Annotated in this window: 7 protein-coding genes; 1 reads left to right on the forward strand and 6 read right to left on the reverse strand. The window is 72.3% G+C overall.

Annotation, left to right across the window (positions count from 1 at the left end; translation table 11 throughout):
- The first annotated feature begins 35 nt into the window (after positions 1 to 35).
- Positions 36 to 908 (forward strand): alpha/beta fold hydrolase, encoded by an 873-nt coding sequence (locus ACQPZ4_RS29470; protein WP_433042272.1) that lies wholly within the window; start codon positions 36 to 38, stop codon positions 906 to 908.
- On the opposite strand, the gene ACQPZ4_RS29475 is transcribed toward ACQPZ4_RS29470, so the two are convergent.
- From ACQPZ4_RS29475 to ACQPZ4_RS29500, 6 genes are all read right to left on the reverse strand, one after another.
- Complete coding sequence (locus ACQPZ4_RS29475) at positions 820 to 1587, reverse strand: class I SAM-dependent methyltransferase (protein WP_433042275.1); 768 nt, start codon at positions 1585 to 1587, stop codon at positions 820 to 822. The genes ACQPZ4_RS29470 and ACQPZ4_RS29475 overlap by 89 nt on opposite strands.
- Complete coding sequence (locus ACQPZ4_RS29480; protein ID WP_433042278.1) at positions 1550 to 3226, reverse strand: (2,3-dihydroxybenzoyl)adenylate synthase; 1677 nt, start codon at positions 3224 to 3226, stop codon at positions 1550 to 1552. Before ACQPZ4_RS29480 ends, ACQPZ4_RS29475 begins: the two co-directional genes overlap by 38 nt.
- Positions 3223 to 7047: a type I polyketide synthase gene (locus ACQPZ4_RS29485; protein WP_433042281.1), complete on the reverse strand. Its 3825-nt coding sequence runs from the start codon at positions 7045 to 7047 to the stop codon at positions 3223 to 3225. Before ACQPZ4_RS29485 ends, ACQPZ4_RS29480 begins: the two co-directional genes overlap by 4 nt.
- 64 nt (positions 7048 to 7111) lie before the next feature.
- Complete coding sequence (locus tag ACQPZ4_RS29490; RefSeq protein WP_433042284.1) at positions 7112 to 8143, reverse strand: methyltransferase; 1032 nt, start codon at positions 8141 to 8143, stop codon at positions 7112 to 7114.
- A 125-nt stretch (positions 8144 to 8268) separates the two neighbouring features.
- Positions 8269 to 9549 carry an extracellular solute-binding protein gene (locus ACQPZ4_RS29495; protein ID WP_433042287.1) on the reverse strand — a complete coding sequence of 427 codons (1281 nt, stop codon included), beginning with the start codon at positions 9547 to 9549 and terminating at the stop codon, positions 8269 to 8271.
- 81 nt (positions 9550 to 9630) lie between these two features.
- A complete protein-coding gene (locus tag ACQPZ4_RS29500) occupies positions 9631 to 11880 on the reverse strand; it encodes an ATP-binding cassette domain-containing protein (RefSeq protein WP_433042290.1) in 2250 nt (749 codons plus the stop codon).
- Positions 11881 to 11927: the final 47 nt, after the last annotated feature.

Here is an 11927-nt window from a genome sequence, read left to right on the forward strand (position 1 = left end):
CATCCAATTGCGCGAGCGAACAGCAAGGAGCGTCCATGAGTGCAACCGAGGCCGGCCACCTACCCGTACCTGGCGCGTCGCTCTACTACGAGGTGCGCGGCACCGGCCCGGCCCTGCTCGTCATCGCCGGCGGCAACGGCGACGCGGGCCCCTTCGGCGCCGTGGCGGACGAGCTGGCGCGGCGGTACACCGTCATCACGTACGACCGCCGGGGCTTCTCCCGCAGCGTGCTCGACTGGCCGGCCGACGACGCCCGGCGCCTCGACGAGGACGTCCAGGACGCGCTCGCGCTGCTCGACCGGTTCGGCGACGGCCCCGGCGTGGTGCTCGGCAGCTGCTCGGGCGCGACCCTCGCCCTCGACCTGGTGGTCCGCCACCCCGAGCGCATCGAGACGCTGGTCGCCCACGAGCCCCCGGTCGCCGCGGTGCTGCCCGACCTGGACGAGTGGATCGAGTTCTACGCCGCGGTGTACAAGACGTTCCGGACCGAGGGCGTCCAGGAGGGCATGCGCGTCTTCCGGGTGGGCATGGGCATGACGAAGCCGGCCCGCCCGCCGGAGTCCGCCCAGCTGCCCCAGCCGCAGCTCGAGCAGATGCTCGCGCGCATCAAGCGCAACCACGGCTACTGGCTCGAACACGAGATGCGCACCTACTCGATGTTCGAACCGGACATCGCCCGCCTGCGCACCGTCACCGACCGCCTGGTCATCGCCGGCGGCAGCGACGAGCAGGAGAACCACCCGTACCTGTGCACCGTCGCCCTCGCCGAGCGGCTCGACCAGTCCGTGGTGGACTTCCCGGGCGGGCACGTCGGCTATGTCACCGACCCGTATACGTTCGCTGACGCGACCATTGCGCTGCTGGAGTCGCGACGGACGCCGTCGGCGGCCGCTGTGCGCGAAGCATGAGGGACAGGCCGGGCAGCCGCCCCACGGGGAGGAGGCGCTCGGCCCCCGCGATCACCCGCAGCCCGGTGTTCACCAGCCAGGGCATCCGCTCCATGTCGGTGCCGCCGTTCGAACCGCGGCGCCGGCGCAGGGCCGCCACCGGGCGCAGCAGGACGTTCCAGCTCCACAGGCGCTCGACCGCGAAGCCCGCCGCCTCCAGCAGTTCGCGCAGCTCCGCGCGCTCGTAGCGCCGGAAGTGGCTCAGGGCGACGTCGTGGGCGGACCAGAGGCGCATGTCCTGCGGTACCGACATGAGCAGGGTCCCGCCCGGGCGCAGGACCCGGAACAGTTCGCGCAGGGCCAGGCGGTCGTCGTCGATGTGCTCGAGGACGTCCATCGCCACGGCCAGCGAGACCGTGCCGCCGGCGAAGGGCAGGCGGCGGATGTCGCCGCGGATGACGGGCCAGCCCTGCTCGCGAATGAGGCGCACACCCAGGTCGCTGTACTCCACCGCGAGCGGGCTCCAGCCGTGGCGGTGCAGCAGGGGCAGGTGGCCGCCCGCGCACGAGCCCACGTCAATGGCCGGGCCGCCGTCGGGGGTGAGCGCGGCCAGTTGCCGCGTCAGCACCGCCCGGCGGGCCCGGTACCACCAGTGGGTCGCCTCAAGCTCGGCTACCTTCCGAATCTCCTCGTCGTGCACCGGTTCCCCCGTTGATCTGTGCGCTGAGCGCGACCTTGTCCACTTTGCCGATCGGGGTGAGCGGCAGCGCCGCCACCACCTCGACCTGCTCGGGCAGCTTGTACTTGGCGACCCCGCCGGCGTGCAGGCGCTCGCGAACGTCGTCGAGCGTGAGCGCGCGGGATGTCGTCACCAGACAGACCCGCTCACCGAAACGCGCATCCGGCACCGCGACGACTGCGCATTCGCGCAGGCCGAGCAGTTCACGGGCGAGCGTTTCGACCTCCTCGGCGGAGATCTTCTCCCCGCCCCGGTTCACCAGGTCCTTGCTGCGCCCCGCGACGACGAGGTTGCCGGAGGGGTGGCGCCGGACGCGGTCGCCGGTGCGGTACCAGCCGTCCGCGGTGTACCGCTCGGCGTTGAAGACCGGCGACCGGTAGTACCCGCGCGGGGTGTAGGGCCCGCGGGTGAGCAGCTCGCCGACCTCGCCGTCGGCGACCTCCGCGCCGGCCGGGTCGAGGATGCGGATCTCGTCGCCGGGGCTGACGGGGCGGCCCTGCGTGCCGTACACGATGGCGTCCGGATCTTCGGGACGGGTGCAGCAGAGCAGTCCCTCGGCCATCCCGAACACCTGCTGGAGCCGCGCCCCGAGCGCCTGCTGCAGCCCGGCGGCCACGGCGGGGTCGAGCACGGACCCGCCGACCTGCACGATGCGCAGACTCGCGAGCGCATCCGGATGCGTCGCGGCGTGCTCGGCCCAGCGCAGCGCGACGGCCGGCACGAGCGAGGTGATGGTGGGCGCCTCGGCCGCGACGACCCGGAACGCGGCGACCGGTTCCGGGCTGGGCAGCAGCACGGTCCGCCCGCCGGCGGCGAGCACCCCGAGAATGCCGGGCCCGCCGAGCGCGAAGTTGTGCGCGGCGGGCAGCGCGGCGAGATAGACGGTGTCGCGCCCGGCCCCGGCGATGGCGGCCATCCGCCGGCACGCGTACTCGTAGTCGTTGTGGCTGCGCCCGATGAGCTTGGCCTGCCCGGTGGTGCCGCCGGAGAGCAGGAAGAACGCCAGCGCGTCCGGATCGGGCGCGGCCGCGTCGAGCCGTTCCCGGCGCGCGCCAGGTTCACCGGCCGGTTGCAGCAACGCGCGCACGTCGAGGTGACCGGGCTTGGGCGCGCCGCCGACGACGGCCACCTGCACGCCGGTCGGATCGCCGGCGGCGAGCTCGGCGGCCAGGGCCTCGTGGTCGAAGCCGCGCCAGACGTCGGGCACGATGAGCAGCCTGGCGCCGGTGTGCTCGATCAGGTGGCGCAGCTCGTGCTCGCGGTGCGCGACGAGCGCGAGCACGGGCACGATCCCGGCGCGCAGGCAGGCGAGCAGGACGGCGACGAACTCCCAGCAGTTGGGCAGCTGCAGCACGACGGTGTCGCCGGGCCGCAGTCCGCGGTCGAGCATCCCCTCGGCCAGGGCGTCCGCCCGCTCCATCAGCTCCCGGTACGAGATGCGGTGTGCTCCCGCGACGACCGCGGTCCGGTTGGCGTTGGAGTCCGCGACCGTCCACAGCAGGCGGCCGAGGTCCCGATCGCGCCAGTAGCCTTCCGCGCGGTACCGCGCCGCGAACTCGGGCGGCCACGGCGGGACGTCGGGCACCGTCTCGAGGCTCATGCGGCGTCCTTCGTGAGCGAGGCGCGCAACAGACCGGTCAGGTGGTCGGCGACCGCGGACACCGTCGGGTGCTCCCACAGCAGCGACGCGGGCAGCGACTGCTCGAACTGCCGCTGCAGCCGTGCGCGGATGGCCAGCGTCATGACCGAGTCGACGCCGATCTCGATGAGCGGTTTGCGCAGGCTGACCTCGTCGACGTCGAGCTTGGCCTCACCGGCGACGTGGCGGCGCACCTCCCCGAGCACGAACCCGCCGAGCTGCTCGGTGTCCAGCGTGCGCCAGGCGACGACCGGCTCCTCGTCGATGACCTCGAGGTCCTCGGTGTACAGGGCGCCGTCCGGCACGCCGAAGCGCAGCCCGGTGATGGCGACCGCGACCGTACCGTCCGGCCGCGCAACGGTGACGTTCACGGTGTCCACGACGTCCGGTTCCTGCACCAGGTGGACATGCACGATCACGCGCGGGGCCGGCTCGCCGCGCACCGCGATCTGCTCGATCTCGGCGGGCATGCGCAGGACCGGGGTGCCGCGGAAGACCGCCGTCGGCAGCGACAGCGCGGCGTCGAGGACCGAGGCCCAGGTGCCCTCCACGCCGTCGCCCGCGCTCACCTCGGCGAGCAGCTCGTGCGTTTCGGACGCCCAGAGGCCGGTGACCGTCCAGGGAAAGCCCATCGACGGTACGTCGAGCGTGGCGAGCAGGGTGGACGCGTGGTCGCTGGGCAGCTGCCGGGTGCACCGGGCGCGCAACGCCGGCACGTCGAGCGGCGGCAGCTCCGGCTGCTCCCCCGGCCTCACGCGCGCGGTGGTGTTGGTGAGCCATGACTCCAGGTCGTCGTCCGCGGTGCCGTGGTCGTCCTCGCTCGCGAGCCGGGTGGCCAGCCTTAGGCCATCGTCCTGGTAGGACACCTGGAGCTCGCGGGTCGCCGACAGCGAGATCGGCGTCCGCAGCACGATGTCGACCAGGGTGGACGAGTCGTCGGCGGCGGCCGCGCGGTGGAAGGTGTGCAGGAGGACGGCGGCCGGGACGATCTCGACGCCGTGGACCGCGTGGCGGCCCGGGTACGGGCGCGACGGGAAGTCCAGCTCCGTTGTCCACATGCGCAGGGGGGTGGTGCCGTTCACGGTCGTGAGCCGGCCGAGGAGGGTGTGTTCGCGCATCGGGGCGGCGCTCGTGCGGCCCCGGCGGGTGGCGGCGCGCCAGTACGGGCGGTGCTGCCAGACGTACCCCGGGACGTCGGCGAGGTCGCGGCGCGGGTGGAGCGCGGCGAAGTCGACCGGGACGCCGTGGCAGTGCAGCACCGCGAGGTTGGCCAGCAGGATCGTCGGCTCGTCGGCGGCCCGGCGCAGGGTGCCGGTGACGCAGGCGTCGGTCACCCCGGCGTCGAACAGCGTCTCGTGGATGGACGCGGTGACGATCGGGTGGGCGGAAACCTCCAGAAACGCGCGGTGCCCGTCGGCGACGGCGGCCGCCACGGCGCGGGCGAACTGCACGGGTGAGCGCAACTGCGACGCCCAGTACTGCGCGTTGTCGGCGGGAGCGGTGCGCGAATCGGTGTCCGGGTCGGCGTGACCGGTGCGGTACAGCGGGACGGCCGGCTGCGCGTGGACGATCGAACCGGCCGCTGCGAGCATGCCGGGCACCAGCGGGTCGAGCTGCGGCGAGTGGAACGCGACGTCGGAGTCGACGCGGCGCATGACGATGCCCTCCCGGACCCAGGCGCCGGCCAGCTCCTCCACCGCCTCGAGTTCGCCGGACACGACGGTCCAGCGCGGCGCGGCGGCGATCGCGGCGACCACGTCGCCCCGGCCGGCCAGGCGGGCCTCGACGTCGGCGAAGGGCAGCGCGGCGAGGTACATCGCGCCGTTGCCGGCCACCGCGCGCAGCAGCGCCGAGCGGCGGCAGACCAGCCGGGCCGCGTCGTCGAGCGCGAGCACGCCGGCGCTGACCGCGGCCGCGATCTCCCCCACGGAATGCCCGATGACGGCCGACGGCCGCACCCCGAGCCGCCGCCACACCGCGTCGAGCGCCACCTGCACCGCGAAGATCATCGGCTGGATGACGTCGACCGCGCTCAGCGTCTCGCCTTCGAGGACGGCCCGCGGCGTGCTCCCGATCTCGGCCTGGAACACCGGCGCGAGCCCGTCGATGACGGCCGTGAACGTGCTGTCCGTGTCGAGCAGCCGGCGCCCCATGCCGACCCACTGCGAGCCGTGCCCGGAGAACACGAACACCGGCCCGGCGCCGGCCCCGTCGACCGGACGGCCCAGCGCACCCTCGGCCGGCGCGTCCCCGGCGGCAACCTCGCGCAACCGCGCGGCCAGGTGCGCACGATCCCGGCCGACAACTCCCGCGCGATGCGACAGATGCGAGCGGCGCATGCTGAGCGTGTGCGCAACGGCGGACAACGGCGCGCCGGCACCGTCCAACCAATCGGCCATCGCCGCGGCGTTCGCGCGCAAGGCGGCCTCGGTCGAACCAGAAACCGGCAGCAGTACCGGCATGTCGCGCTCGATGCCCGGGTGCGCAGCGGCCGGCGGGGCCTGTTCGAGGACGACGTGGGCGAGGGTGCCGCCGTAGCCGTACCCGGACACACCTGCGCGGCGCGGGGTGTTCGTTTCCGGGTAGGGGGTCGTCGCGGTCACGACGCGGACGTTGCCGCCCTCCCAGTCCACGTCGGGGTTCGGCGTGACGCAGTGCAGGCTCGGGGGGATGACGCCTTGTTGCAGTACGAGCGCGGCCTTGATGATGCTCGCGATCCCGGCCCCGCCCTCCAGGTGGCCGATGTTCGACTTGACCGAGCCGATCAGGCACGGGTCGCCGGGCGCGCGGTGGCGGCCGATCACGGCGCTGATGGCGCGGGCCTCGATCGGGTCGCCGACGGGGGTGCCGGTGCCGTGGGCCTCCATGTAGCCGATGGTGGCCGGGTCGATGCCGGCGACGGCGTGGGCGGCCTGCAGGACGCGGGACTGGGCCTCCTCGCTCGGGGCCATGATGCCGTTGGTGTGGCCGTCCTGGGCCACGGCCGACCCCGTCACCACGGCGTGCACGCGGTCGCCGTCGCGCACCGCGTCGGCCAGGCGCTTCAGGACGACCACCGCGACGCCCTCGGAGCGGCCGTAGCCGTTGGCGCTCGCGTCGAAGGACTTGCACACGCCGTCCGGGGACAGGGCGCCGGCGGCCTCCAGCATGACCGTGAGGCCCGGGCCGACGATCAGGTTGACGCCGCCGACGATGGCCACCCCTGATTCACCGGCGGCCAGGGCGCGGCAGGCGGTGTGCAGGGCGACCAGCGAGGCCGAGCACGCCGTGTCGATGGTGAGGCTGGGGCCGCGCAGGTCGAGCGCGTAGGAGATGCGGTTGGACAGGCCGCACATCTGGGTGCAGATGCCGGTCCACGCCTCGATGCCGGGCAGGTCCTCCAGCAGGCGGCGCTCGTAGTCGTCGGAGACCGCGCCCATGTACACGCCGGTGTCGGTGCCGGCCAGCGTGTCGGGGGCGATGCCGGCGTGCTCCAGGGCCTGCCAGACGACCTCGAGCAGGAGCCGCTGCTGGGGGTCCATGAGCTCGGCCTCGCGGGGCAGCACGCCGAAGAACTCGGCGTCGAAGCCGCGCACGTCGTCGAGGAAGGCGCCGCGGCGCACGGTGCGGCGCATGATGGCCTCGGCGGCGGCGTCGATGGTGTGCTCGCCCCAGCGGTCGGCGGGCACCTCGGAGTTCACGTGCCGGCCCGCGGTGAGCAGGCCCCAGAACTCGTCTACGGTGTTGACGCCGCCGGGCAGCCGGCAGCCCATCCCGACAATGGCGATCGGCGTCTGGTCCATGCCGAGAGTCCTTTCTACGTACGGGCGTCGGCGATGCGTACGGGCGTCGGTCAACGCCGGGGTGCTACCTGCGGCCCACGACGAGGGCGTGGCCGAAGCCGAAGTCGGTGTGGCGCTCGGTCCCGCTGAAGCCGGCGTCGAGGACGGCCCGCTCCATGTCGGCGGCGGAGTACACCATGCCCTCACCGCTTGCGAGCGTGAGGAAGTAGGGCGACAGCAGTCCAGCGCCGAGCGGGCCGGTGCCGTCGTCGCTGGAGACGAAGTTGTACACGAGGCACACCCCGCCGTCGGCCAGCGCCGCGTGGCAGCGGCGCAGCAGCTCGGTGTTGCGCGCCATCGACCAGATCTCGAACACGTGGAACACGAGCACCGCGTCCGCGCCGGCCGGCAGCGGATCGGCGAACAGGTCGCCGCCGTGGAACGTGACGCGATCGCTCAGGCCGGCCTGCGCGATGCGCTGTTCGGCGACCTCCCGCACGGCCGGTGCGTCGAACACGCGCACGTGCAGGTGGGGGAAGCGGCGCGCGAGTTCGATCGCGTTGGTGGCGTCGCCGCCGCCGAAGTCGACCGCGACGCGCAGGTTCGAGAAGTCGTACCGGTCGAGGATCTGCGCGAAGGTGCGGCGGGAGACGTCGCCCATGTTCGCGTAGAACGTGCGCTGCAGCTCGGGTTGCGCGCCGAGCCACTCGTACAGGGTGCCGTGCGCGCCGGCGGTGCGGTGCAGGCCGACGTTCGTGTTCGTGCGCAGCGCATCCGTGAACGCGGGCATCGCGGCGTTGATGATGGCCGACTGCACGTCGATGAGCGGGCCGAGGAAGGTGTCGCTCGCGCGCAGGAGTTTGCGGCGGACGAGCGGGGTGTTGCGGTACAGCGGCGGCGTGGCTTCGAGCAGCCGCATGGAGGCCAGGCCGAGCAGCAGGATCCGGGCCGGCTGCTCGTCGATGTGCAGGACCTTCGCGGCGTCGGCGACGGACATCGCGCCGTGCTGCTCGAGCGCCTCGAACAGGTCGAGTTGCAGCGCCGCGTGCACGAGTTCGAACGCGGTCGCGCCGTGGATGATGAGACGCAGGTAGTCCGCGTCGGACAGGGTGACCACGCCTGGTGCTCCTCACGGTGGTGCCGGGCCGAAACGACGGTGCCGGACGAAACGACGGTGCCGGGGGCGGACTCGTCAAGCCTCGCCGAGCCCGCCCGCGGCCTGCATCTTCGTGCGTGCGACCCTCAGTCCACAGTGGACGCAGTGTGCTCGTCGAGGATGCGCTGGGCGGCGACGGTGGCGGCGGCGAAGCGTTCCGCCGGGTCGGCGCCGGCGACGAGCACGTCGTGCATGGCCGCGGCGAGCACCTCGTCGATGCGCATCAGCCCGCCCACGACCGGGCCGAGCGCGGCCGGTGAGCGATCCGAGCGGCGCAACTGCGCGAGGGCCGCGCGTTCGTGCGCGTGCGCCGCGAACCAGCCCTCGTCCTCCAGCGCCTGCTGCCCGGCGCGCGTCACGGGCAGGAAGCCGTTGCTGCGCTGCCACTCCGCGACCGCCTCCGGCCGCAGCAGGGACAGCATGAACGCGAGCGCGAGGTCCCGCTTGACGCGATCCGGCCCGTCGGCGAGCCACAGCGCGTCACCGGAGATGAAGTTTCCGGCGTACCGCGCGTGCTCATTCCGCGGCACGTCGCTCACCGCGACCTCGAACCCCGCCTCGCGCCCGATGCCGACCAGGTCGCCGGCCGCCTTGGACGAGTCGACGAGGAACGCCACCTCGCCGCCGGCGAACGCGCGGAAGCCGCCCTCCCAGTCCTCGATCGTGCCGCTGTAGTGGAACAGCCCGTCGGCGTGCAGGTTGCGCCAGAACTCGACCCACGCGAGCATTTCCGGGCCCGCGAGGTCGACCGTACGCGCGGTGCCGGAGCGGCCGTTGTCGCCGTCGGCGAGCAGCCCGCCCTGCGCGGCGACCGCCTGCTGGAACAGCCATCCGTGGTTGGCCCACGTGACACCGGCCGCCGCGCTCGCCGTGCGCAGTTCACGCCACGTCCGCGGCGGTTCGCTCAAACCGGCGCCGCGCAACAGCGTCATGTTGCTGTACAACACGGTGGTCGTCGCGGACAGCGGCACGCACGGCAGATCGCCCGCCACGGTGTAGTAGTCGCGCACCGCGGGCTCGAGGTCGCCGAGGAGGACGGGCTCGCCCAGGACCGACGTGCGGCCGGCGATGGCTTCGGTGACACTGACGTACCGTGGAAGGCCCTGCAGCGTTCTGGTGTCGAGCGCCATGCGCGTGTCGGACGCGTAGTAGCCCGCCACGTCCGGTGCGTCGCCGCGCTTGACGGCCTCGGAGACCTCGTGGGTCATCGTCCAGAAGTCGACCCCGCGGACCCGGATCCGGCAGCCGGGGTGCCGCGCCTCGAACGCGGCGGCCAGCACACGCAGCGGCTGCAGGAACGGCTCGCCCTGGTTGGTCTGGAACGGGTAGTCGGCGAACCACACGTCCACCACGATGTCCGATGCCATGCGCAACAGCGTGGCCGGAGATGCGCGTTTGGGGCATCTCACCACGTGCGCAGCCGAGCGGCTGCGCACGTGGTGAGCGCGTCAGCCGACGTACTTGCGCAGGTACTCGCCGGTGACCGACTTCTTGTTCGCGAGCAGCTGCTTCGGCGTGCCGGTGAACACGACCTCGCCGCCCCCGGCGCCGCCGTCGGGGCCGAGGTCGATGACCCAGTCCGCCTGCCGGACGACGTCCAGGTTGTGCTCGATGACGACGACCGTGTTCCCGTCGTCGACGATCCGGTTCAGCAGCGCCATCAGCGTCCCCACGTCCGACATGTGCAGGCCGGTGGTGGGCTCGTCCAGGACGTACACACTGCTGGTCTTGTGCAGTTGGGTCGCGAGCTTGATCCGCTGGCGCTCACCGCCCGACAGCGTGCTCAGCGGCTGCCCGAGCGTGAGGTAGCCGAGCCCGACGTCCACGAGCCCCTGCAGCTTCGGCTTGAGCGCCTTCTCGGTGAAGAAGCCGACCGCCTCCGAGACCGGCAGCTCCAGCACGTCGGCGATGGACTTGCCGCGCAGCTGGTGCTCCAGCACCGACTCCTTGAACCGCCGGCCGTGGCAGGTCTCGCAGTGCGTGGTCACCGGGTCCATGAACGCGATCTCCGTGATGATCACCCCGCGGCCCTGGCACTCCTCGCACGCGCCCTTCGAGTTGAAGCTGAACAGCGCCTCCGGCTGCCCGCTCGCCTTCGCGAACAGCTTGCGGATCCCGTCCATGAGCTCGAGGTACGTGGCCGGGTTGGACCGCGACGACGCCGTGATCGGCCCCTGGTCCACGAAGGTCGCCGTCGGGTGCTGCGCCGCGAACACGCCGGAGATGAGGCTGGTCTTGCCGGAGCCCGCCACTCCGGTGACCGCGGTCAGCACGCCGGTCGGAATGTCCACCGACACGTTCTTGAGGTTGTGCAGGTCGGCGTCGGTGATGCTGAGCTGCCCGCCCGCCTTGCGGAACGTCTTCTTGACGGCGCCCCGCTCGGCCAGCGCCGTCGCGGTGCGGGTGGCGGCCTTGGCGAGGGCGGCGACCGTACCCTCGAAGACGATCTCACCGCCGTGCACGCCGGCCTCCGGGCCGACCTCGACCACGTGGTCGGCGATGTCGATGACGTCGGGGTCGTGCTCCACCACGAGCACGGTGTTGCCCTTGTCGCGCAGGCCCCGCAGCAGCTCGTTGAGCCGGCCGACGTCGCGCGGGTGCAGGCCGACGCTCGGCTCGTCGAAGATGTACGTCAGGTGCGTGAGCGTCGAGCCCAGGTGCCGCACCATCTTGAGCCGCTGCCCCTCGCCGCCGGAGAGCGTGACGGTGGGCCGGTCGAGCGTGAGGTACCCCAGGCCCATGCCCGAGATGCGCTCCAGCGCGGTGCGGGCGGTCTCGGCGATCGGGCTGTCGAGCTTGGCCAGCACCGGCACCAGCTCGTCGATGGACAGCCCGGACATCTCCGCGATGTTGCGCCCGTCGATGCGGCTGTTCAGCGTCTCCTGGCTCAGCCGCGCGCCGTGGCAGAGCGGGCACAGGCCCTCGGACATGAACTGCTGGATCGCATCGCGGGTCTTCTCGCTCAGCGTGCTGGTGTCCCGCTTGAGGTTGAGCCGGACGAACTTGTCGACCAGGCCCTCGTAGTTGATTTTGATCGTGGCGTTCTTGGTCTTCACCTCGACCTTGCCGCCGGTGCCGTGCAGCAGCGTGTGCCACTCGTCCTTGGTGTACTTGCGCAGCACCTTGTCGGCGTCGAGGCGGCTGTCGCCGGCCAGGATCTGCCAGTCCGGGGTGCCGACCTTGTACGTGGGCAGCAGGATGGCGCCGCCGTTGAGCGACTTGGACTTGTCCAGCATGCGCTCGACGTCGGGCTGCACGGTGCGGCCCATGCCCTCGCACTCCGGGCACATGCCGCGCGGGTCGTTGAACGAGTAGCTCGACACCAGGCCGGTGGTCGGCTCGGCGTGCCGGGCGAAGAGGGCGCGCAGGACCGGGGCGACGTCCGTGATCGTACCGACCGTGGACCGGCTGTTGCCGCCGATCGGCTGCTGGTCGACGATGACGGCGGTGGTCAGGCCCTCGATCGCGTCGGCCTGCGGGCGCTCGTACTTCGGCAGCTGGTTGCGGATGAACCAGCTGTACGAGGCGTTGAGCTGGCGTTGGGACTCGACCGCGACGGTGTCGAAGACGATCGAGGACTTGCCGGAGCCGGACACGCCGACGAACACGGTGATCTTCGACTCGGGCAGCGTGAGCGTGACGTCCTTGAGGTTGTGCACCCGGGCGCCGACGATGCGGATGCCCTGTTTTTGCGGCATGACATAGTCCTTCCTGAATTTGAGGCTGAACGCGCGAGTGCCGTCCC

It is taken from the genome of Dactylosporangium sp. CS-033363, assembly GCF_050942475.1.
GTDB lineage: Bacteria > Actinomycetota > Actinomycetes > Mycobacteriales > Micromonosporaceae > Dactylosporangium.

Coding starts and splice junctions, on each gene's coding strand:
- ACQPZ4_RS29470 (WP_433042272.1), top strand. CDS start 36: ATGAGTGCAACCGAGGCCGGCCACCTACCCGTACCTGGCGCGTCGCTC.
- ACQPZ4_RS29480 (WP_433042278.1), bottom strand. CDS start 3,226: ATGAGCCTCGAGACGGTGCCCGACGTCCCGCCGTGGCCGCCCGAGTTC.
- ACQPZ4_RS29485 (WP_433042281.1), bottom strand. CDS start 7,047: ATGGACCAGACGCCGATCGCCATTGTCGGGATGGGCTGCCGGCTGCCC.
- ACQPZ4_RS29495 (WP_433042287.1), bottom strand. CDS start 9,549: ATGGCATCGGACATCGTGGTGGACGTGTGGTTCGCCGACTACCCGTTC.
- ACQPZ4_RS29500 (WP_433042290.1), bottom strand. CDS start 11,880: ATGCCGCAAAAACAGGGCATCCGCATCGTCGGCGCCCGGGTGCACAAC.